The organism is Prevotella sp. MGM2 (genome assembly GCF_002933955.1).
Taxonomy (GTDB): Bacteria; Bacteroidota; Bacteroidia; order Bacteroidales; family Bacteroidaceae; genus Alloprevotella.
In genome coordinates this window covers 1-21,046 of sequence record NZ_BEWW01000292.1, presented here as the reverse complement: position 1 = coordinate 21,046, position 21,046 = coordinate 1, and the positions used below count along the sequence as shown (strand labels likewise).

Here is a 21,046-nt window from a genome sequence, read left to right as displayed (position 1 = left end):
TAACATTTCAGCTCTCGAATTTTAACAAATGCACCGGAATTTCGGCTTGACCCGGTTAATGGTAGAAAAAATCTTTCAGATGAAGAGTCATTAGGAATATTCCAAAGGGTAAAATTGTAAAGACTGGCAAAAGTCCGTAGAAAATCAAGAGTTTCTTCCTTGGGAGAAGGATTATTTTCAGAAGTAAAAAACGGCATAGGCGGTAATTTTTTGAAGATGTTTTTATTATGATAAACGTGCCGGATGCTGTTTTAGTGTGTGCGGATGCGATATTTGTTGGGAAACGTTTTTGTCTGAGTTTTCATTGTGACGAAATAACAATGTTTTAATTAGTGTATGGATCTAGTTGTTGTTTGTTAGCCATGCGACGCATGTTGAGAATGGCATATCGCATACGTCCGAGTGCGGTATTGATACTGATACCTTTTAGAGCGGCTATTTCTTTGAAACTTAGATCTTGGTATATGCGCATGTGTACAATTTCTCGCTGGTTTTCAGGTAAAAAATCAATTAGATGGCAAATGTCACTGAAGTTCTGTTCATCTATAATTTTATTTTCTCTGCTACTTTCCGTCAGATGATTTAAGTCGAAAGGTGAGAGATTCACTTCATCGCTTGAAATCGTGTTTTCATTTTTGGTTAAACGAAATTGGTCGATGATAAGATTGTGGGCAATGCGTGTAAGCCATGCGTAGAATTTACCACTTTCTTTGTAGCGGCCTTGTTGTATGGTTACGATTGCCTTTACAAATGTTTCCTGAAAAATATCATTTGCTATGTCCGTATTGCGGATGGTGTAATAAATATAAGAATAAAGCCTGTCCTTGTAACGCTCAAGTAAAGTATTAAAAGCTTCGTTGACACCTATAGCGTAAAGCGTCACCAACTGTTCATCGGTACGATTTCTTAAATTATCCATTACTTCTGTTTATATTGATTCGGAGTAATGTTTTTCGATAGGCTGAATTTTATAAGTTATAATTGCAAAAGTATAGATTATTTTTGTGATCGCCAAATAAAATGTCATAATTTGAATTGGTTTATAACAAATTCGGAGAAAGAAATGGCCTTAAGGGAATTTAATGAGAAATCAGAATATAGAGAATGGATATTTATTGTTATTTTTGCGCATTATTAACCTTACCTATAGATGTTATGTTCTTATATACCGATTTTTCAACCTTCTTGAAGAAATATTTCGAATTTAAGGTACAGAAACTTTCGGTGAATGCCGGTTTTTCTTGTCCTAACAGAAACGGGTATATAGGTTATGGCGGATGTACTTATTGTAACAATCAAAGTTTTAATCCTGATTATTGTACCGGTAATCGAAGTGTTAAAGAACAGTTGGAAGATGGCAAAATGTTCTTTTCCAGGAAATATCCTGAAATGAAATATTTAGCTTATTTTCAGGCTTATACCAATACCTATGAAAAAATAGAGATATTGAAGAGGCTCTATGAAGAAGCTCTGGCTGTTGAGAATGTTGTGGGGTTGGTAATAGGTACACGTCCCGATTGTGTTAGTGAAGATTTGCTAGGCTATTTGAGCGAGCTTGGGCGTCACACGTTTGTTCTTCTGGAGTATGGTGTAGAGACAACAGATGATGCTTTATTGGAACGGATTAATCGTGGTCATACTTTTGATTGTGCGGCTAAGGCTATATGTCTTACCGCTCGGTATGGTTTGCATGTTGGAGCTCATTTAATTTTAGGATTGCCCGGACAGGCGGCAGAGCAGATGGTGGAACAAGCTGATATTTTGTCTGATCTTCCTTTGGAAACATTGAAACTGCATCAATTACAGTTGGTTAGAGGTACAGTGATGGCGAGGGAGTATGAAAGATATCCATCGGATTTTAATTTTTTATCTGTAGATGAATATGCAGATCTTGTTATTGGTTTTTTAGAACGTTTACGTCCGGATATAGTAGTGGAGCGTTTTACTTCGCAAACTCCTAAAGAATTACTTATAGCTCCTGATTGGGGCCTAAAAAACTATGAATTTGTAGCATTGATTCAAAGAAGATTGAAAGAGCGTTGTACGTATCAAGGTCGTTTGTGGAAGGGAAGAATGGATTGACTGTTTTTTTCTTTTGTGTTGATTTCCTTGCGTTTTATCTGTGAAGCTAATTTTATATTGACATACATGAATATGAATTCCCATTTTAATATATTTGTAGCAAATCCGACACTATCCTTTGCTGACCAGTTGCAAGATTTGAGGAATAGTGTACAATTATGGTTCGGCAGTTATAATTGTTCTCCGTCCAATTTATTGTTTTCACGGGTATATTTGACAGATTCGGCTAATCAACTTTCATTTTTTCTCTCTCATTCATTGTTTTCTGATTGTTTATCTTTTGGAGCTATATCGTATGTGGAGCAGCCGTTGATAGGAGGAGCGAAAGTGGCTGTTCAGGCATGGATAGTGGATGCTGGAAGTATCCTTAAAAAGGGAACTCCTGAAAAAATGGAAATAAAGATAGGGGACAGTGTGATATTTTTCTTTCAGTCGGTGCGGTTCAAAGAATTGGAAGTTGATGGTAAAAATGCGTGTGTTCAAACAGAAATGGCTTTTCAACGTCATATTGATTGGTTGGAAGAAAATGGATTGAGACTTAAGAATAATTGCCATCGTACATGGTTGTATGTGCGTGATGTTGATAGAAATTATGCTGATGTCGTAAGAGGACGTAATAATGTTTTTGAAAATGAAGGATTGACCAAGGATACTCATTTTATTGCATCAACGGGTATTGGTGGGGCTTCTGAGGATTGTCATGCTTTAGTTGGTGTGGATTTCTTCTCGGTGGATGGTATATCTTCTGATTGCATTAGATATTTGCAAGCTCTTGATTTTTTGAATCCTACATCAGAATATGGAGTTGCTTTTGAGCGTGGAACAGCTTTAGATTTACCTTTTGGGCACTTCCGTTTCATATCTGGGACGGCCAGTATTGATAAGTATGGGATTTGTTTGTATAGAGGTGATATACAAGCACAGACTGAACGTATGTTCCTGAATGTTTCCAAGTTATTGGAGGCTGATGGTAGTACATTGTCAGATATAGCTTATATGGTTGTGTATTTACGGGATATTGCCGATTATATGTGGGTAAAAAAATATCTTTCTCTGCATTTTCCAGACGTACCATCTTTGCTTGTGGAAGCACGTGTTTGTCGTCCAGAATGGTTGATAGAGGTAGAATGTATAGCCGTAACCCATAATGAGGAATAAAATGACTTTATGTTGTTTTTTATCCTAAAACTAATTGTTTAATGTGTTTTATTTGTTAAAAAAGTTTTTTATTGTTTTAAAAGTTGCCCTGTGTTGTTTCTTAAAAATATTTAATATTTGTAGTTTTGTGGTTATGAATTAGGTTATTGATGGTCAAAAAGGTTTAAATTTGTGCCACTTAGTCTGTTTTTGTTTCAAGACGATTAATAAAAAATAAGGAATAAATATAAATTGAATGCGTATGAAAAACCGTATTACGACGATGAAGGCCTCGTTTTTTGGTGCGTTGTGCCTGCTTTCCAGCTGCGGTCTGACGTATTCCTGCTCTGATGACTACGACCTGGACGAGACTCTTCCAGGTTTTTTGGGCGGGAGTATTTACGACGAGTTGAAGGCCCGTGACTTCAAGACGGTGGTCAAGTTGGTTGACGACCTTGAGTATTCTGACGTTCTGTCCCGTACAGGCAGCAAGACGTTGTTTGTGGCGCCCGACAGCGCCTATGCCCGTTTTTTCGCCACGACGGACTGGGTTGACGCCTCTGGCTCTCCTGTCCGCAGCTACGAGCAGCTGACCCTCTCCCAGAAGCGTATCCTTCTTTACAACGTTCTTCTGAACAATGCCGACGTTCTGGAGATGCTTCCCTATTCCGCCGGCGGTGGCAGCCTGACGATGCGCCGCAACACCGCCGCGTCCTCTTTGGACAGTGTCAAGTATTGGCAGTGGAACGAGCTTCCCAACAACCTGAACGAGCCTTCCGAGGACGATGCCACCGGCGGTGACATCCGTTTCTGGGACGCCTATACGAACCAGGGCCGCGGTGGCATTTACATGGCCCTTGATGCGACGGCCCCGATGATGCTGCATTTCATTGAGGACCAGATGAAGGAGAAGGACATCACTCATGACGATGTGAGCTTCATCCTTGGCCTTCGCGGCGACGACGCCTGGCTCAACGGCAGTGCTGGCGGTAAGCGTACCTATATATATGACGCGCGCGTGATAGAGCAGGACGTGACCTGTCTGAACGGTTACTTCAATGTTCTGGACAAGGTTGTCGTGACTCCCTCCAACATGGCCGAGGTGATCCGTACGAACGGCTCAACGAACCTTTTCAGCCAGATGCTAGACCGTTTCAGCGCCCCTTATTACAATGCGAGCCTGACAGAGCAGTACAAGGCGCTTTATGACATCGGCAATGACTCTGTCTTTGAGAAGCGCTACATCTCTTCCCGGTCTCACGGCGGTGCCATCAGCGAGCGTCCTGACCGTAAGGACCTTGGCAGTTTCCCGCTTCTTTCCTTCGACCCGGGCTGGAACGAGTACTCCGGCAGCAACTCCCTTCCCAAGGAGCAGGACATGGCGGCCATGTTCGTTCCCAGCGACGCGGCCATGGAGGAGTATTTCCTCAACGGCGGCGGCCGCGTTCTTATCGAGCGCTTTGCCAAGCAGACTCCGGTGACCCGCGAGAACCTGTCTTACAACCTTTATCAGATACCCCTTAATATCGTCCAGGCTCTGATCAACAACCTGATGAAGGACTCTTTCCTTGAGTCTGTTCCGAGCAAGTATCTGACGATCATGAATGACGCCCAGGACCAGATGTTCCCGGCCACCGATCCCAACTATTCTTCTCTTGAGCAGTACAAGGAGAGCTTTGAGCGGTGTCTTTTCGCCAACAACGGTGTCGTTTATGTGATGAACCGCGTGATGACCCCCGCCGACTACGCCTCAGTCATCGCTCCTGTGCTTTACAGCCGCGGTACCCAGATTGTCAACGCTGTCCTTCGTGCGGATGACAACTTCATTCAGGAGAATTATAACAGCGCCCCTCTTCAGAAGTACTATTCGACTTATCTGAAGGCCATGCAGTCTCATTTCTCCCTCTTTGTGCCTACTGACGAGAGTCTGGGTTTTTACGGTCTTGTAGACCCGATGTCCCTTGCCCGTAACGCCGCTTCCGCAAGCCAGTACAAGTATTGGCGCTTCACTTATGACAATTCCACGAACGCCGTTTTCCCCATCAAGTCCCAGGCCTACCGTTTCTACTATGACCGCGCTCCCAGCGACGGTGACCGTGCCCTGACAGGTGCCGCCAACGTTTCCAATCCCGGTGACAAGGGTTCTCTGAATTCCGGCGCCGGTTTGGTCAAGCGCCAGTTGCTGACGGATATGGTTGACCATCACATCATCGTCCACGAGACCGGTAGCGGTGACCAGGAGGACATGCAGGGGCGCCGCCGCTATTATCTGTCCCGTAGCGGTGCTCCCGTCTACCTGCGCGAGCGCGGAGATGCCAATGCTGGTTTCGCCGGTATGGTGGTTGACGGCGGTTTCCAGCTTCAGATGCGTGGCGATGCCGGTAAGTACCCTGACAACCAGCCGGTCTGCACGGTTACGGAGAGCTATAACCAGACAGCCGAGCTGAACGGTTACGGTAACGGTTTCACTTTCCTCCTTGACCGTCCTATGCAGGCTACTACGAAGTCCGTTTATAATATCCTGTCCAATGACCAGGATCACTATGGCGAGTTCTACAAGCTTTGCGAGACAAACTTCTCCGAGGACGACCTTCGTCTGGTCGGTCTGATCGGTGAAGACGTGACCTCCCGCGAGGAGATAGCAAGCGAGGTTAACAAATACCGTATTTTCACGAACGAGGGTGTCAATCCCACCCAGGGTGAATCTCTGGTCCGTTTCTTCAACAATTACCGTTATACCATCTATGCCCCGACCAACGATGCGGTCCTTGCCGCTTTTGACAAAGGTCTTAAGAGCCAGGAGGATATTACCGGTTTCATCGCGGAGAATCTGGACGAGGAGAGTGGTACCCTTCCTGAGGCGGCCCAGGCCCAGGCCCGTGCCATGATTACGATGCTGGTCAACTTCGTGAAGTATCATTTCCAGGACCAGTCCTTCTTTGTTGATGATATCGACAACGGCGGCGGTGTGGACTACCAGACTTCCTGTATAGACAATGAGGACAATGTTTACCTTTCCATCAACATGAGGCAGGAACCGGGCAAGATTACCCTGACCGACCGTGCTGGCCGTACCGTTTCCGTTCAGGCTCCTTATAATGTGCTTGCCCGCGACGCCAACTTCAACGCTCCCGTCCAGGGTGTTGCCACGGCCATCAACAGTTCCTCCTATGTCTCCATTCATCAGATAGAGGATGTCCTCAACTTCACGTCTCTGGAGAACGGCCGTTATGACAGCGCGTGGTCGACTCCTTCGGCCGCTCTCAAATTCGTGACGAAGTACAGAATCAGAAAATAAATCATAATATCATGAACCGCATAAAATATTTATTGACACTAGCCTTGTGTTTCTGTTGCTCCGTCGCTTTTGCTCAGAAACGCATTACGGGCCATGTCTGGAGTTCTTCGGACAACGGTCCCGTGGTGATGGCCAATGTTGCTGAGATCGACAAGTCCAACCGTGCTATATCCGCCACGCAGACCGATGCCAACGGTAACTTCTCCCTTGCCATCAAGAATCCCAACAACACGCTTCAGATTTCCTATATCGGCTATAAGACCGAGCGCATCTCTCCGATCGGCAGCCGTACGAACTTCCGTGTGGAACTCCACGACAAGAACACGATAGCCGGAGCGGAGGTCGTTGTTACGCGCAAGACCCAGTCCAATGGCCTTGTTATTCCCGAGCGTGAGATCTCCGTGGCCAAGCAGACCCTGAACATGGACCAGATGGAAGGTCTTTCCTTCGAGACCGCCGGCGAGGCCCTTCAGGGACAGATTGCCGGTCTTGACATTGTAGCCAATTCCGGAAACCTGGGTGCCGGTACGAGCATGCGCCTCCGTGGTGTGACCTCCATCAACGGTAATCAGGAGCCCCTTATTGTGGTCAACGGCCAGATACTGGAGGACTACGATTCGGAGGATTTCGACGCCAATGACATGAATGAGGAAAAGTTCGCCACCCTTCTTCAGGTTAATCCCGAGGACATCCAGACGATCAACGTGTTGAAGGATGCCGCCGCCACCGCCATCTGGGGTGCCCGCGGCTCTAACGGTGTCATCGAGATTACGACCCGCCGTGGTGCCCGCGGCAAGACCCGCGTCAACTTCAGCTACCGCTTTTCCGGCGCCTGGCAGCCCGAAGGCATGAACATGCTCAACGGTGACCAGTACAAGATGATGCTCCAGCAGGCTTACCACAATCCCAATCCCCAGGCCGGCAATCCCGCCGACGCCATAGTGGAGTTGCAGGACCTTCCCACTTATACGGCTTACCGCTATAATTATAATAAGAACACGGACTGGATAGACGAGGTGACCCAGTTTGGCCAGACGCACAACTATGGTATCGCCATCTCTGGCGGTGGCGACAAGGCCACGTTCCGCGTATCGGGAAGCTATGACCATGAGACCGGTACCGTCATCAAGCAGACTCTTGACCGCTTTTCTTCCCGTCTGGCCCTTGACTATTATGTGTCCGACCGTATCAAGTTCTCCTCTGATTTCTCTCTGACCTATACCAAGCAGAACAAGAACATCGATGACGGTCTGATGGGTCGCGCTTATCAGGCCATGCCCAATATGGCCGTTACCCGATGGGAGTATGACCGCCAGAACGGGCGTTATTTCGATACCGGTGACTATTATCAGATGCCTCAGGCCGCCGCAGCTGCCGGCATGGTAAGCAATAACAGCAACAAGTCTTCCTATTATCTGAGCGACATGGTCTCCAACGGCAATCCGGTGGCCATAGCCAATCTTTCCTGGCGCCGCTGGTCCACCTACACCATCACTCCCCAGTTCAAGCTGGAGTATAAGCTGCTTGGCAAGGACGATGATGAGACCCATCTTGACTATACCGGTGAGGTCTATATGAACGCCTATACCGAGACGAAGAATTCCTACCGTCCTTCTTCCTTGAGCCCCGGTTCCTGGTCCGACGGTATCAATACCACTTCCAATGACGAGTTCAAGAGCCTGGCTTTCAATACCCGTCATCAGTTGGTGTTCAAGCCCTATTTTGTTAATCCTGACCACTCCCTGCAGGTTCTGGCTCGCTTAGAGGTGGGTTCCCAGAACTCCACCCGTCAGTCCTTGTCTTCCTCGGGTATCGGCGGCGGCATTACGGACCCGACAGTGCCCGGCTATCTTACCGGTGCCTCCACTTCGACCGGTAAGGGACATACCATGAGCGGTATCGGTTCCTTCCACTATTCTTTCGGTTCCAAGTATTCGTTAGACTTCACTTTGCGCGCCGACGGCAGCACCAAGTTCGGTTCCGGCAACAAGTGGGGTTTCTTCCCCGGTGTGTCCGGACGCTGGAATATCAGCGACGAAGCCTTCTTCAAGCCTTTGAAGAAAGTGGTGAGCATGCTCGCCTTCCGTCCGGGCTGGGGTGTTACCGGTAACTGCAGTTTTGGAGAAGGCCTGATTTACAACCAGTATTCCGCTTTTGACTCCTATAACGGGGTAGCGGCCATCCGTCCTTCCAACCTCCGTCTTACGCAGATCCAGTGGGAGAAGACCAAATCCTGGAACATGGGTTTCAACCTTCACCTTTTCGAGGATCTGCTCCAGTTCGACCTGAATGTCTATAAGAAGAAGACGACAGACCTTCTTAATTATAACGTGCGCATACCTTCCACGACCGGTTTCTCCACGCTTTCCGCCGCCAATGTCGGTTCCATGGAGAATGAGGGTTGGGAACTTTACATCAATACCGGCAAGCTTTTCGAGGTCGGCAAGTTCTCCACGGTTCTCCGATTCAATATCGCCCAGAACATCAACACCATCACTTCCATGGATGCTTCCGTCCTTGCAAGCAACAATAAGGACTTTGATTATGCCAATGGCAACGAGAGTGTGATGCAGCGTGTCCAGATCGGCCATGCGCTCGGCGGCATTTACGGTTTCCGCTATAAGGGTGTTTATGCCTATGACTACAAGCATAACGGCTACTTCCTTAACCAGAGCGACAATGAGTACTATCTTCCCGAGCCCGATGCCAACGGCAATATGTACAATACAGCCAAGGCAACCGGCAAGACCGCTCCGATTGTGCGCGACGCCCAGGGTAACGTTGTTTATGACAAGAACGGCAATCCTCTCCAGATGGTTTACAACTACGGTGGTGTGAACTATAAGTTTGAGGGTGGTGACGTTATTTATGAGGACATCAACCATGACGGTCAGATAGACGAGCTTGACATCGTCTACCTCGGCGGTTCCAACCCCAAGGTGAACGGCGGTTTCGGTGTTGATTTCAATTTCGGCCAGTGGACTTTGAAGACCAACTTCAATTTCCGTATCGGCAACAAGATCATCAACCTTGCCCGTATGTATGCCGAAGACATGCGTACCAACAAGAACCAGAGCGCCGCTGTCAACCACCGTTGGAGAACCAACGGCCAGGTGACTGAAATTCCCCGTGCCATGAGTACTAAGGTTGCCAACGGCAATACTTATAATGCCCTGATCAGCGACCGTTATGTCGAACCCGGTGATTATCTCCGCTTCCAGTACTTCCAGATAGGCTATAATTTCAAGGCCGACAAACTTAAGAAGTATGGTCTCAGTTCTCTGCGTCTCGCCGCTTCCGGCAACAACCTTATTTTCTGGTCTAAGTACAAAGGCGTGGATCCCGACCACAGTTCCTCCGGTTTCTCCCCCTGTACCGACAGTTCGCAAACTCCGCGTTCCCGTTCGTTCACAGTTAGTTTGAATGTGGGATTCTAATATCATCGAAGCAATGAAAACGACAAAATACCTAAATACAATGCTGGCAGCCGCAGGCTTTTGCGTGAGTCTGGGCCTGGCCTCTTGCGAAGATTATCTGACGGTATTGCCTACCGACAAGATTACGGAGCAGGATTTTTGGAAAGACAAGAACGACCTTAATAATGTCCGCGCCTCTGCCTATCGCCAGTTTGCGACCCAGGCTGTGACCGACCGTATTGTACAGTGGGGCGAGCTCCGCAGCGACAATCTTACGCTCAACGACATGTCCCGCACCAATATCCAGAATCTCCAGCAGGGCATCCTGATGCCGACCGAAGGCATGTTCGACTGGTCCGCTTTCTATACAGGCATCAACTACTGTAACTTGGTACTGGAGAAAGGCGATATAATGACCGAGCCCGGTAAGGAGGTCGATCCGAGTTTCCGCCGCAATGACTGGAATACGATCAAGGCGGAAATGACGGTTCTTCGCGCTCTTTATTATTTCTATCTGGTGCGCGCTTACCGTGATGTCCCCTTCGAGCAGGAAAGCATCAATACCGATGAGCAGGCCCGTAACCGCCACCTTCCGGCCACGTTGGGTGTCAATCTTCTGGGCACCCTGATAGGTCAGATCGAAGACCTGAATGCCCAGAGCATATTCCCTGCAGTGGATTATGGTAATACCCAGGACAACTGCGGGCGCATAACAAAGCGTACGATGTATGCCATTTTGGCGGATATGAACTTGTGGCGCGGCTGTATGCTTCTGAAATCCGAGGAAAAAGGAGATATTGTTCTTGGTGAGGAGGGCGACACGCTGTCATCCGCCGAATGTAATGCCCTGAGCAACGCCTGCTTCCAGAAGACAATGGATTATTCCCGCATTGTGCTGGATGAGTTCCAGGCCGATTATGACGAATTCCTGGAGAAGAATCCCAATTCCTCCATGTCCCAGAATAAGGACAAGCGTTATCCCTATCTGAACCGTTTCTTGTTTTCGGGCGACCGTAATGTCAGCGATGTGGTTTATTCCAGCATTTGGGGGACAGGTTATTCTGACGAATGTATATTCCAGTTGAACTATAACGGCGTTGATCTTGTGAACGGTACGCCGGGAACTTTCTACAGTTATGTGGAGAATAATAACCTGAAGACGGGTCAGATGGTCGGTTCCAGTTTCCTGATGGCTCCTTCCGAGAATGATGCGGATCCCGCCACCGGTTTCGGCCGTGCGGATATCCGTCTTCCCGAGACCTTTAATTGGTCTCGTATCAGCTCCAATCCTCCGGTATTCCATAAAGGGTTGGCTTCCAGTATCGTGATTGATGATATGAAGGAAATGTCCGAAGGCTGTTCGGCTTCCTGGCGTTCCCAGAAGTCAATGCCGTGGCCCCTTTACCGTTTGTCAGACATCATGCTGATCCGTGCCGAAGCCATCGCTCGTCTCAATCCTAATGCAGCAGCAGCTGCCGGCAATGTTGTCAATGAGGGCTTCCTTCTGGTCAACACCTTGTTTGAACGTAATAACCCCAAGTTGACGGGTACCGGCGGTGGTGACGAGGATTATGTGAGCACCCGTCTGGATGACAATTACGCTTACAACGGCACCGCCAAGAAAGGTTCGGATCTTCTGACGCTTGTTTACCAGGAACGTCAGCGTGAGTTTATCGGTGAGGGCAAGCGCTGGTTCGACATCGTCCGTCAGGTGGAAGCCAGCAACGACACCAAGTCAACCCTTTCGGATTTCATTTCTCTTTCCACCTCTGTCCGTAACCGTCTCCGTCTGCTTTATGCGATGTACCTGCCCATTTATAATGAGGAAATGAAGGTCAACGGTGTTGGCAATGGCGGCAAACTGATTCAAAATCCGGTATGGGACCGTTATACCCCGAATAAATAAAAGTCTTCAGTCATGAGAAAAATATTATTCGAAAAGAGAAAAGTCTCGCGTTTCTTTTCCTCTTTATTGGTGCCTTGTTTCCTTTTCGCCCTAGGCGGTTGTAAGGAGACCATCGATGAGGGCAATTTTGCCATTAAGACAGAACAGACGGTGACGGATTATCTGGCTGGCACTCCGGATCGCTTTTCCGATATCAAGTCGATTTTCGACCGTGTCCGTCTCGGCCGTTCCTCTGAGGCTTCTTCTCTTACCAGCGTGCTCTCCGCCCGAGGCAACTATACGGTGTTTGCCCCCAACAATGCCGCCGTTCGGAATCATATCAAGAGTCTTGGTGTGAATACCCCGGATGAGCTGAGCTATGAGCAGGCTGAGCTGATTGCCAAGAGTTGTATCATCGACAACGGCGAGTTGAGTGCTTACGAAGAAGCAGTATTCCCCTCTCCGTCCGGTTCTTTTCCCGAGGCCAACCTGAACGACCGTATCCTGTCCTGCAGTCAGGATACGGCAGCCTCCGGTGAGATGTATTATGTCATCAATGGCGGTTCCAGAGTATTGAAGACCAATATAGAGGTCTCCAACGGTATGATTCATGAGGTTGATTCCGTTATAGCGCCTTCTTCCGACAATCTTTACGAACGTATTGCCGCCGCCGGCAATATGCAGGTTTTCGCCCATTTGCTGGAGCAGACCTCCTGGGCCGATTCCCTTGCCGTGTCTTATCTGGACCAGGTTTATGAGGAAGAGGAACGTGACGCGGTTTTTGTGCCCAGTGTGGGGACTTCCATCGACGGCCAGAAGTTCAATGTTCCGCAGCACCGTTATATCGGTTTTACGGCTTTTGTAGAGCCGGATGACGTGTTTGCATCGGAGTGGGGCATTACCCTGTCGAAAGATGCCGATGGCCACGTCACGAACTGGAATGATGTCATGGCTCAGATTCGCCAAAAGTGCGAGTCCGCCTATGGCACGGCTGCTTCTGACAATCTGAAAGACCCCGACAATGCCGTCAACCGTTTTGTGGCCTATCACCTTTTGTACGGCCGTCTGGCCTATGACCGTTTTGTCAGTCATTACAATGAGTTCCATTATGATTATGGTGCTGACCGTGCGCGTCCCCAGACCATAAACTATCCTACCAATGTGTGGGATTATTACACGACTCTTGGTAAGTATCGCGGTCTGATAAAAGTGACCCAGATAGGCACCAACAGTGTGGATCCCGATGCCTTGAACAATCCGATTTACCTTAACCGCAAATCCGTTTATGACAACAAGCGTGAGGGTGATTATAGAGAGATCGGCATCGAAAATCCGGGCCTTCTTGTGTCTCCTTTGAACGGCGTTTATGACAACAACTCCCTTAACGGCTTCTATTTCCCCATCAACAAGATACTGCTCTATGATGACGCCATGCGCACCCAGCTGGCCGGTGAGCGTATCCGTATGGACGTGACGACCATGTTGCCCGAACTGTTGTCCAACAATACCCGTGCCACGGAATTCGCCATGTTTCCCAAGGGCTATTGCGGCAACATCCTCAACCAGTCAGCCGGTACCATCTTCCTTTACCTCCATGCCGGTGTCGACCCCAAGGGCGGCGGCGCCTGGCGCGACTATCAGGGTGATGAGTTGATGTTCTTGGGACTTTATGACTTTACGCTGCGTCTGCCTCCTTTCCCCAAGGACGGCACCTATGAGCTCCGCATCGGGCTTTCCAACAACAACCAGCGCGGTATGGCCCAGATGTATTTTGGTGACGATCCCCATCGTCTGCAGCCTACCGGTCTTCCCGTGGACATGCGTCAGGGCGCCGGTTCCATCGCCATACCCTGGACTGCGGATATCGAGGGCGATGACGTTACCAATGCGGAGAATGACAAGAACATGCGTAACCAAGGCTATATGAAAGGTCCCCGCTATTGGTCCACCACCGGCAGCAAGGGCCAGACTCCGGTCCGTGACCAGGGTGGCAGCGCTGCCGCTATCCGCCTGATTGTCACCACCGCCGACATGAAAGCCGACAAGACGTACTACTTGCGCTTCAAGTCCGCATTGAAGAAATTGAACGGCCAGCTTTTCGTTGACTATTTCGAATACGTTCCGACCTCCGTCTATAACGGCGCGACGGCCGAAGATATTTGGTAACCAAAGCATATTAAATAAGACCATGAACCGTATATATGATCAATTCCTGAGGGGAGGGCTTCTTTGCGCCTCGTTGCTGCTGTCCCTTTCCTCCTGTACCGACGACCATTTCGAGGTGCAGCCCGGCGCCCCTTCCGGTGCCAATACGATTTGGAAGAACATCTCCTCCAATCCTGAACTGACCTCCCTCGCGGAGATACTGCAGCGGACTCCTGTGATGCGTACCGAGTCGGACCGCGGCCGCAAGCAGTCCTATGCCGATTTCCTGAACACCTCTCAGGAGATGACGATGTGGGCCCCTAAGAACGGCACCTATAATGCCCAGGCTTATCTGGATTCTCTGGACAAGGCCGATGCTCTGAAGGACACGGATCTTCAGGCTTCCATGAAGCTTTACTATATGGTGTCCAACCAGTTCGTCCGCAACCATCTGGCCCTTTTCAACTATGCCTCCTCCCAGTCCTCCCAGCAGGTCCGTCTTCTGAACGGCAAACTGGCCTCTTACAGTGCCTCTGACAGCTTGTTCAACGGTGTCCGTCTGGCCGGCGGTAACATTACCGATGTGGTTTCCTCCAACGGCATGCTTCATGTTCTGGACGGCGTTTCCCCCTTTGCCTATAATATCTATGACTATCTGAGCGTCAATCCCTCCCTTTCCCGCATGAATGCTCTTGTCACCTCCTACGACAAGTTCACTTTCTCTGAGAATGCCAGTACGGAAGGCTCCATGAACGATAAGGGCCAGATGGAATACATCGATTCGGTCTATATCTATTCCAATGAGCTTCTGTCCACATCCAGCGCCTTCCATATCGCCACCGAGGACAGCCTTTTCGTTGCCATTGTCCCTTCCGATGAAGCCTATGCCGGCGCTCTGGATACCATCTCTCCGCTGTACCGTTATGCCGACAGCTACGAGTATGAGTGGTCGGAATCGAAAGGTGCCGATGGCGGTTTCCTTTATACGAAGACCAATGTCAACCCCAACGACTCGCTGACACATCTGAATACCTACCGCTCCCTTTTGGGCACGATGCTCATATCCCCGTCCCTGTTCCCCGGTGTGGACAAGTCCGACTCGGCCTCTGTCATCAACCATGTGCTTTATGCCGACTCCCTGGTGACCACCTCCGGTGTCATCCTTTACAACAAGGCCAACCGTGTCCCCGGCGACCGTAACATCAATCCGGTTTTCGAGGGTGTCACTCCGGTAAAAGCCTCCAACGGCTATGTTTTCGTTGTAGATGAGTACAAGGTAGATCCCGCCTATTCCTTCATCCGCCGCAATGCCCTTGATTTCCACTCTTACAATATCGTCCGCATGAAAGGTGTGGCCAACGGCGCCCAGACAATGTACCTCACCTCCGAGACACGTACCGACACCCTGCTGGAAAGCTGGGGCAAGGAACCTGTTACAGGCGATGTCGAGGATGATACCTATACCTACTACGAGTTTGTGAAGGGTTCCGGTAACTTCGAGCTCCATATCCGCCTGAACAACGTTCTCAGCGGCAAGTACAGGATCTCCGTCATCACGGTGCCCAACCGCATCAACCTCTCCACCATTCAGGTGGACGGCGATGGCAATGAGGTGTTGGAGAGCCCCAACTTCACGGCCGAACTTCTGGGCGACGACCTCAAGCTCATGAAGGGCACCAAGAAGACCTCCAGCCAGGATATCGACCAGACCCGCGTGAACAAGCACGTCCTTTGGGAAAGCGTCGAGATACCTGAAAGTTACAGCGGTCTTGACTTCAGCACATTCCCGATGCTTCATATCACCATTTCCAACCGCGGTAAAGGCAAGGCCCAGGGTGTCGGCTTCAGCAAGGTCATCCTCGAGCCCGTTCGTGAATAACCTCTCTTGTTGACTTTAAAATAGAAAACGATGAATAAAAAGAATCTCCATATCATGCAGGGAGCCTTGCGTGCGGGCGTTTGCCTCTTCATGCTTTCCGGTCCCTGTGTCCTCTCGGCCCAGACCGTCTCCGGCTCCGCTCCGGCGCAGTCTTCTTCCTCCAGCCGTCCTTCCTCCCGCTATGAGATGAAGGAAATCAGCGGTTTCGTTTACGACGCCGCCACCGGCGCCCCTCTTGCAGGCGCCAAGGTCCAGGCTCTGAACAACCGTTACTATACCGCCCTTACCGATGACAAGGGCGCTTATGTGATCAAGGTCCCCGAGTTCGTAACCTCCCTGTATGTCGACCTTGAAGGCGATTACAATCCCGTCCAGATAGCCCTCAAGGGCGTCTCCGGACAGAATGCCCGCCTTTACTCCAGCTCCCTGGAGCGGCTTTATTCCGACGGAACCTCCCTATACCACCGCCCGGAAATGTCCGTGAGCAATTCCAGTTCCCTGACCATTGAGAACGACATCGAGAACCGGCTCAACGCCTCCGTCCGCACCATCAACCGCGGCGGTGAGCCCGCGCAGGGTGCCGCGATGTTTGTCAACGGTCTGAACTCCCTGAACGCCAACGCCCAGCCCCTGGTCGTTGTCGACGGCGTCATCTGGGACATGCAGTATGACCGCTCAGCCCTCCATGAAGGCTTTGTCAACAACATCTTCAACATCCTCGACACCGAGGACATCGAGAATGTCCGTTTCCTCAAGAACGGTACGGCCCTCTACGGTGCCCGTGGCGGCAACGGTGTGGTCGAGATCACCACCAAGCGCGGCCGCAGCATGGTCACCCGTATCAATATCCGCGCCTTCGGCGGCTTCGAGCTGACCCCCGGCCGAACAGACATGATGAACGCCGGCCAGTACCGCAACTACGTCACCGAGTTCCTTGGCACAACCGCCGCCGCCCGCGACTACTTCAAGAACAGTTCCGGCTCCGTCCCCCCGTTCATGAACGAGGACCCCAACTATCTGCTCTATCCGATATACCACAATGAGACCGACTGGCAGAAAGGCCTTTACAAGACCGCCTTCACCCAGAACTACAAGGTCAGCGTTGAAGGTGGCGACGATGTTGCCATGTACAACCTCTCTCTGGGCTATTCCCAGTCCGACGCCACCGCCAAGCGCACCGACTTCAACCGTTTGAACATCCGTTTCAACACGGACATCAACATGTTCAAGAACTTTACCACAGGCCTGGACCTTTCCTATTCGCGCAATGCCTATAACCTTCGCGACAACGGCTGGGCCGAGGACTATTCCGCCAGCAACATCTCCTCCCCGAATGTCCTTGGTCTGATCCAGTCCCCGTTCATCAGTCCTTACGCCCATTACGTCCTCTATGACGGCGGTCTCTCCGTTGAGCATACCGACAAGATTTATTCCGGCAAGAACTATACGGACGCCAACAACCCCTACCGCTTTGCCCAGTCCTTCGGCTATTCCGGCCTTGTCAATCCCTACTGGATCCTTCAGAACGGCCAGGGTGACAATAAGAACTTCCTGGAGCAGACCCAGTTCTCCATCAATGTGGCCCCCAAATACCAGATCAACAGTTATCTGAGCGTTAGCGACCGTTTCAGCTACATTCTGAACCGCATCAACGAGAAGTACTACCTTCCCAACGACGGAACCCCCGCCAAGAGCGTTGAAGGTCTTGGCGAGGTCAAGAGCGTGATGCGCTCCCAGTTCAGCAAGGAGACCTCCCTCTACAACGACCTGCGTGTCGACTGGAAGCGGGTGTTCGGCGCCCACAGCGTGAACCTCTTCGGCGGCTTCCGCATCTCCTCCTTCTCCTACGGCAACAGCTACATCCGGGGCTATAACAACGACAACGACAAGATGCCCAACATGAGCATGTCACTCCAATATAAGGACTACGGCGGCGTGAACGATACCTGGACCAACCTGTCCTATTACCTGAACGCCGACTACAACTACCGCAACAAGTACTTCCTCACCGCCGGCGCCTCCATGGAAGCCTCCTCCCGTTTCGGTAAGGAAGCCTCCTCGGGCATCAAGCTCGCCGGCGTGAAGTGGGGCCTGTTCCCCACCGTCCAGGCCGCCTGGCTGATCTCCTCGGAAGACTGGTTCAAGGTCCCCTCGGTCAACTACCTGAAACTGACTGCCGGTTATGAGGAAAGCGGCAATGACAACGTAGACTACTACGCCGCGCGCACCTACTTCGCCAACACGAAGTTCATGGACAAGGCCACGGCCCTGAAACTGGCCAACATCCAGAATCCGACCATCCAGTGGGAAACCACCCGCCGCGTCAACGTCGGCCTGGAGAGCAGCATGCTCGACAACCGTCTCTCCTTCGGCGTGCACTACTACTGGTCCCGCACCAGCGACCTTCTTACCCGCAAGTCCGTGAGCGACATCACCGGCCTCACCTCCATGTGGGCCAACGACGGCGCCCTCGAGAACCGCGGTGTCGAGTTCAACGCCCATGCCGTTCTCCTGAACCGTCGCGACTGGAAGTGGCAGGCAGGCTTCACCGTCGGTCATTACCAGAATGAGATCACGGCCCTTCCCGAGACGAGCCTGAACTACATCAAGACCTACGCCCTCGACGCCGACGGCCGCCGCATCGCCTCCAGCGAGCAGCGTCTTCACGGCTACACCTCCTCCATCTACGGCACCAACAACGTCCTGACCGCCGTTGGCCTTCCCGTAGGTGTGTTCTACGGCTACCGCACGGCCGGTGTGTTCGCCACTGACGCCGAAGCCTCCACGGCCGGCAAGTACGGCTACCTGCGCTATCCCACCGGGCTGAGCCAGTCCCCCTACCGTAACTTCAAGGCCGGTGACGTCCGCTTCGTCGACCAGAACGGGGACGGCTGGATCTCCGAGGCCGACATGGTCCAGATCGGCGATCCCAACCCCGACATCTTCGGTAACCTCTACACCAGCCTGAGCTGGAAGGGCCTGACCCTCTCCCTCGACTTCAAGTACTCCCTGGGCAACGATGTCTTCAACTACCAGCGTTCGCAGCTCGAAGGCGCCAACAACATCTACAACCAGACCACGGCCGTGGTGAACCGCTGGAAATACAGCGGCCAGCAGACCGACATCCCCCGTACGATGGCCTCCGACAATGACGAGTGGGTCAACAACGAGCGCTTCTCCGACCGCTGGATCGAGGACGGTTCCTACCTCAAGCTCAAGAAAGTCCGTCTGACCTATCGCGTCCCCCTCTCCCTGAGCTGGCTGCAGGGCCTCTCCGTGTGGGGCGAAGCCAACAACGTCTTTACCGTAACGAAGTACCTGGGCAGCGATCCCGAGTTCTCCGCCGGCAACAGCGTCCTTTACCAGGGTATCGACGCCGGCTGGCTCAGCCAGGGCCGCAGCTTCAACTTCGGTGTGACCATCAACTTGTAAAAACCGCCGGCGCCCGGGGCGGGCCCTCATCCGGCCCGCCCCGTCTGCGCCGCCTCCAAACCCAACCATACAATGAAAAATAAATCGATCATAGGCCTGCTGGCCGCCTTCCTCGGGCTTGGCACCGCCGCCACCTCGTGCGAAGACATGCTCACTCCCGACATGGACCTCTATGCCGAGAACTTCTCCGGCAAGGACACCGTCGACTTCTACTTCGGCATTCTGGGTAACGTCCAGGACGTCATCGAGAACAACATCCTTCTTGGCGAACTGCGCGGCGACCTGGCCGACACCACGATGTACGTGAGCGACACCATCGCCTCCCTTTCCAATTTCGAGCGCCTTCCCGATGGCGACAACGGCCTTCTCAACCGCGCCGCCTACTACAAAGTCATCAACCAGTGCAACTTCTACCTGGCCGCGGTTGACACCATGGCCACCAAGAACAACAGCTACTATATGCGGCGCGAGTTCGCCCAGGTCCAGCTGGTGCGTGCCTGGACCTACATGCAGCTGGTCCAGAACTACGGCTCTGTGCCCTTCATCACCAAGCCCGTCGACAACGCCAACACCGGCTGGGAGACGGCCCCCGAGGAAGGCTTCGCCACAGCCGACAACCTTCTCGACAAACTGCTCTCCCACGACCTCGAGCGCGCCTACGCCTATGAGAAGTCCCTTGGCCGCCCCAACTACGGCACCTTCAACAACGGCGCCATCAACGTGGCGCACTCCCTGAGCGTCTTCCCCGCCGACCTGGTCATGGGCGACCTCTACCTCCTGCGCGGCGCCTCCCGCTCCGACTACGAGAAAGCCGCCGCCCACTACTACACCTACATGGACAACGAGATCCGCTACAACAGCCGCGGCGTCAGCCTCTCCAGCGCGGCCGACCTCATGGAGATAACCATGAGCAACGGCAACAAGTACTACCGCGCCGAAGCCTCCTCATGGACCACCGGTCTTCGCGGCACTCCCGGAACCACCGGCGAGGTCGGCACCCTCGTCCTCTCCGCCGCCAACAGCACCTTCGGCACCGTCCTGACGCGTGTTGCCCAGATCTACGGTTTCGATCCCAGCTCCTCGAACTCCACCAACAGCGGTGTGGACTCCAACGGCGAGACCACCACCACCACCAGCGGCCGCATCAGCCTCAAGGCCAACTACAAGAACCGCCAGGTGGCCGCCTCCCGGCGCTATCTCAACCTCTCCGCGGCACAGAGCTACCGCCATTACGAGTACAACTCCAACAACGAGCCCTATGAGGTAGAATATTATCCCGGCGGCGACGCCCGCAGCGCCGGCACCATCGCCGACGTCGAGACCACCGAGGGCAAGATGTCCTTCATCCAGAAGCGCAACATCTCCGTCACCTCCAACGGCATGTCCGTCTCCGAAGGCAGCTTCAGCTACACGTACTTCTTCCCCGTCTACCGCCTCCGCCAGGTCTACCTGCGCTACGCCGAAGCCATCAACCGGGCCGGCTATCCGCGCCACGCCTTCGCCGTCCTCCGCGACGGCCTCACCCGTGAGACCGTCCCCACCGTCCTGACCGACTCCGTAGTCGACGGCAAGATCTTCCCCTATATTGAGGACGCCCCCGACCAGTGCGACATCGACGTCGACGAGATGCGCCGCGCCGCCGGCGCCAGCGCCCTTGGCGTGAACTACCTCGACTTCTCCGACACCCGCTGGGACAACACCACCGGCATCCACGCCCTTGGCTGCGGCGGCGGCCGTGACCGCGGCAGCTACGACCTCGACACGCTCTACTC

At 51.9% G+C, this 21,046-nt stretch carries 11 protein-coding genes; 9 read left to right on the top strand and 2 right to left on the bottom strand.

Annotated features, from left to right (window positions below; all coding sequences use genetic code 11):
* Nucleotides 1-197 (bottom strand): hypothetical protein (locus tag C5S62_RS13940; protein ID WP_223301213.1); only part of this gene is annotated, 197 nt, incomplete at its 3' end.
* A gap of 128 nt (nt 198-325) precedes the next feature.
* Nucleotides 326-919, bottom strand: coding sequence for an RNA polymerase sigma factor (locus C5S62_RS10140; protein WP_104405268.1), 594 nt, complete (start codon nt 917-919; stop codon nt 326-328).
* Nucleotides 920-1,104: 185 nt separating this feature from the next.
* On the opposite strand from C5S62_RS10140, the gene C5S62_RS10135 reads away from it, so the two are divergent.
* The 9 genes from C5S62_RS10135 to C5S62_RS10095 form a co-directional block, all read left to right on the top strand.
* Entirely contained in the window at nt 1,105-2,082 is a 978-nt protein-coding gene (locus C5S62_RS10135) for a TIGR01212 family radical SAM protein (protein ID WP_371411200.1), read from the top strand.
* A gap of 72 nt (nt 2,083-2,154) precedes the next feature.
* Nucleotides 2,155-3,240 (top strand): Rid family hydrolase, encoded by a 1,086-nt coding sequence (locus C5S62_RS10130; RefSeq protein ID WP_172485941.1) that lies wholly within the window; start codon nt 2,155-2,157, stop codon nt 3,238-3,240.
* A gap of 634 nt (nt 3,241-3,874) precedes the next feature.
* A complete protein-coding gene (locus C5S62_RS10125; RefSeq protein WP_133159574.1) occupies nt 3,875-6,517 on the top strand; it encodes a hypothetical protein in 2,643 nt (880 codons plus the stop codon).
* An 11-nt stretch (nt 6,518-6,528) separates the two neighbouring features.
* Entirely contained in the window at nt 6,529-9,954 is a 3,426-nt protein-coding gene (locus C5S62_RS10120) for a SusC/RagA family TonB-linked outer membrane protein (protein WP_104405265.1), read from the top strand.
* Between the two features lie 13 nt (nt 9,955-9,967).
* Entirely contained in the window at nt 9,968-11,839 is a 1,872-nt protein-coding gene (locus tag C5S62_RS10115) for a RagB/SusD family nutrient uptake outer membrane protein (RefSeq protein ID WP_172485939.1), read from the top strand.
* Nucleotides 11,840-11,851: 12 nt separating this feature from the next.
* A complete protein-coding gene (locus tag C5S62_RS10110) occupies nt 11,852-13,984 on the top strand; it encodes a fasciclin domain-containing protein (RefSeq protein WP_104405263.1) in 2,133 nt (710 codons plus the stop codon).
* Nucleotides 13,985-14,006: 22 nt separating this feature from the next.
* Nucleotides 14,007-15,842, top strand: coding sequence for a hypothetical protein (locus tag C5S62_RS10105; protein ID WP_104405262.1), 1,836 nt, complete (start codon nt 14,007-14,009; stop codon nt 15,840-15,842).
* Nucleotides 15,843-15,872: 30 nt separating this feature from the next.
* Nucleotides 15,873-19,274, top strand: coding sequence for a SusC/RagA family TonB-linked outer membrane protein (locus tag C5S62_RS10100; protein WP_223301212.1), 3,402 nt, complete (start codon nt 15,873-15,875; stop codon nt 19,272-19,274).
* Nucleotides 19,275-19,346: 72 nt separating this feature from the next.
* Nucleotides 19,347-21,046, top strand: a 1,700-nt coding sequence (locus C5S62_RS10095) for a RagB/SusD family nutrient uptake outer membrane protein (RefSeq protein WP_104405261.1), incomplete at its 3' end; no start/stop codon positions are given.

Coding starts and splice junctions, on each gene's coding strand:
- C5S62_RS10140 (WP_104405268.1), bottom strand. CDS start 919: ATGGATAATTTAAGAAATCGTACCGATGAACAGTTGGTGACGCTTTAC.
- C5S62_RS10135 (WP_371411200.1), top strand. CDS start 1,105: ATGGATATTTATTGTTATTTTTGCGCATTATTAACCTTACCTATAGAT.
- C5S62_RS10130 (WP_172485941.1), top strand. CDS start 2,155: ATGAATTCCCATTTTAATATATTTGTAGCAAATCCGACACTATCCTTT.
- C5S62_RS10125 (WP_133159574.1), top strand. CDS start 3,875: ATGCTTCCCTATTCCGCCGGCGGTGGCAGCCTGACGATGCGCCGCAAC.
- C5S62_RS10120 (WP_104405265.1), top strand. CDS start 6,529: ATGAACCGCATAAAATATTTATTGACACTAGCCTTGTGTTTCTGTTGC.
- C5S62_RS10115 (WP_172485939.1), top strand. CDS start 9,968: ATGAAAACGACAAAATACCTAAATACAATGCTGGCAGCCGCAGGCTTT.
- C5S62_RS10110 (WP_104405263.1), top strand. CDS start 11,852: ATGAGAAAAATATTATTCGAAAAGAGAAAAGTCTCGCGTTTCTTTTCC.
- C5S62_RS10105 (WP_104405262.1), top strand. CDS start 14,007: ATGAACCGTATATATGATCAATTCCTGAGGGGAGGGCTTCTTTGCGCC.
- C5S62_RS10100 (WP_223301212.1), top strand. CDS start 15,873: ATGAATAAAAAGAATCTCCATATCATGCAGGGAGCCTTGCGTGCGGGC.